At 67.9% G+C, this 2,710-nt stretch carries 2 protein-coding genes and 1 tRNA gene; 2 read left to right on the plus strand and 1 reads right to left on the minus strand.

All coding sequences use genetic code 11. The features are described 5' to 3' along the window. Positions 1 to 123: 123 nt before the first annotated feature. Positions 124 to 1,602, minus strand: a complete 1,479-nt coding sequence (locus ACZ6SD_RS32850) for a glutamate-cysteine ligase family protein (protein WP_465320924.1) — start codon at positions 1,600 to 1,602, stop codon at positions 124 to 126. Positions 1,603 to 1,763: 161 nt separating this feature from the next. On the opposite strand from ACZ6SD_RS32850, the gene orn reads away from it, so the two are divergent. Both orn and ACZ6SD_RS32860 read left to right on the plus strand, forming a co-directional pair. Further along, a complete protein-coding gene (gene orn, locus ACZ6SD_RS32855) occupies positions 1,764 to 2,372 on the plus strand; it encodes an oligoribonuclease (RefSeq protein ID WP_465320925.1) in 609 nt (202 codons plus the stop codon). Between the two features lie 74 nt (positions 2,373 to 2,446). After that, a tRNA-His gene (locus ACZ6SD_RS32860) sits at positions 2,447 to 2,519 on the plus strand. The last annotated feature ends 191 nt before the right edge of the window (positions 2,520 to 2,710 follow it).

The following is a 2,710-nucleotide window of genomic DNA, read 5'->3' on the forward strand; positions in this document are numbered from 1 at the left end:
TCCTCGCCCTCGGCGGATACCGCCCCGACCTACCCGAACGCACCCACACATAACTACCAAGAGCCAAAGAAACCACTCCACCCCATCGAGCAACCCCACAACCCAGGCAACACGAGCACAGCCCTAAGAAACCGGCCAAGTGTGCACAGGCTCGTTGGTATGCATGTGTTTCGCATACCGCCGCACCATCTCCCGCAGAGCCTGCTCCCGATTGACCGAAGTGGTCTCCTCCAACCCCTTCACCGTCTCCACCTGCCAGACAGCCCCATTGCGCCCGGTGATGCACCGCTGCTCGATCACCCCCAGCAACCGATCCCGGTCCGCGGACGAAACACCCCAGGCGTCCAGCCCGTCATGCGCCATCGGCAACAGCCGACGCAGCACCAGTTCCGTGACCGGCACCTCCCCCACTCCCGGCCAGTACACCAGGGAGTCAATGCCCGCGCGAGCGGCGGCGTGGAAATTGTCCGTGGCCGCGGCGAAGCTCATCTGCGTCCACAGAGGACGGTCCTGGTCGGCCAGCGCCCGCACCAGTCCGAAGTAGAGCGCGCCGTTCGCCATCGTGTCCACGACCGAAGGGCCCGCGGGCAGCACGCGGTTCTCGACCCGCACGTGCGGTCGGTCGTCGACCACGTCGTAGATCGGGCGGTTCCAGCGGTAGACGGTGCCGTTGTGCAGGCGAAGCTCGTGCAGTTGCGGGGTGTCGCCTCGGGCCAGGACCTCCGCTGGGTCTTCGTCGTCGGTCAGGGGGAGCAGGGCCGAGTAGTACTGGACGTTCTCCTCGAACAGGTCGAAGATCGAGGTGATCCAGCGGTCGCCGAACCACACCCTCGGGCGCACGCCCTGGGCCTTGAGTTCGTCGGGGCGGGTGTCGGTGGCCTGCTCGAACAGGGCGATGCGGGTCTCGGCCCACAGCTGCTTGCCGAACAGGTACGGCGCGTTCGCGCCCAAGGCGACCTGGATGCCCGCGACGACCTGGCTGGCGTTCCAGAACTTCGCGAAATCCTCCGGCGCGACCTGCAAGTGGTACTGGACGCTGGTGCACGCGCTCTCGGGGGCGATCGAATCAGCCTGGGCCACCAGCCGTTCGACACCCGTGATGTCGATCTCCAGGTCCTCACCGCGGGCAGCCAGCACCTGTTCGTTGAGCAGCTTGTAGCGCGGGTTCGCCGACAGGGTCTCGAAGGTGATGTGCTCGCGCCGCAACGACGGCAGGATGCCGACCATCACGATGTGCGAGTCGCCCTTGGCCGCCTTCGCCTCCGCCTCGTTGAGGTCGGCGCGCACCAGGTCCTCGAACCGGCTCAAGCCGTCCGGGCCCAACCGCTGCGGCGGCACGTTGATCTCGATGTTGAACTGGCCCAGCTCGGTCTGGAACGCCGGGTCCGAGATCGCCGCCAACACCTGCGCGTTGCGCATCGACGGGTCGCCCGCGCTGTCGACCAAGTTCAACTCGATCTCCAACCCGGCCATCGGGCGGTCGGCGTCGAACCTGGACTCGGCCAGCATCTGCGCGAAGACGTCCAGGCACCGCCTTACCTTCTGCCGGAACCGCTGCCGGTCGGCCCGGGTGAACTCCGTCGACTCGACGTCCTTGCCCATGCGCTCCAGCGTGATCCATAGCCGACGGTCACGCCACAGGGCTTAGGCCAAGTGGACGCACACCGCCGCCACACCGTCACCGCGCCGTCGCCGACCGTGCTCGGACGCGCCGGGCAATCACCATGACCGCGGTCGAGCCCCAGGCGACTAAGCTCCGACAGGTGATGGACCGCCTGGTATGGATCGACTGCGAGATGACAGGGCTCGACCTGGGCAAAGACGCCCTCATCGAGATCGCCGCCCTAGTCACCGACTCCGAGCTGAACGTCCTCGGCGACGGAGTGGACCTGGTCATCCACACCGACGACGCGACCCTCGACGGCATGCCCGACGTGGTCCGCGACATGCACGCCCGCTCCGGCCTCACCGACGAGGTCCGGGCGTCCACCCTGACGCTGGCCGACGCCGAGCAGAAAGTCCTCGAATACATCCGCGCCTGGGTCCCCGAACCCAGGACCGCGCCCCTGTGCGGCAACTCCATCGCCACCGACCGCGGCTTCATCGCCCGCGACATGCCCGCCCTCGACACCCACCTGCACTACCGCATGGTCGACGTGTCCTCGATCAAGGAACTCTGCAGGCGCTGGTACCCGCGCATCTACTACGCCCAGCCCGACAAAGGCCTCGCCCACCGCGCCCTCGCCGACATCCTCGAATCCATCCGCGAACTGCGCTACTACCGCGGCACCGCCTTCGTCCCCCAGCCCGGCCCCACCACCGAAGAAGCCAAAGCCGTCGCGGAAGCGGTCCTCAACCCCCCGCCGACCTAACCCGTTTTCGCCCCCCGAACCAGACACGCTAGGATGTTCACGCACCCCGGGCCCAACGGTCCGGCGGAGCGATGGTGGGTGTAGCTCAGCTGGTAGAGCACCTGGTTGTGGTCCAGGATGCCGCGGGTTCAAGTCCCGTCACTCACCCGGCCGAAGGCCGACCTTGTCCGCGGAGAGCGCGGACTGGGTCGGCCTTTGTCATGTTGGGGGGGGGGCCCCCCCCACCCCCCCCCGGGGGGGGGGGGGCCCAACCCCCCCCCCCCCAGGCGTGGTTTTGGTCCCACCAACCCCACCCACCCAACCCCCCTCCCCACCCGCATGAACCCCACGGGAGGAGG

The sequence above is a fragment of the Actinokineospora sp. NPDC051303 genome, assembly GCF_055586285.1.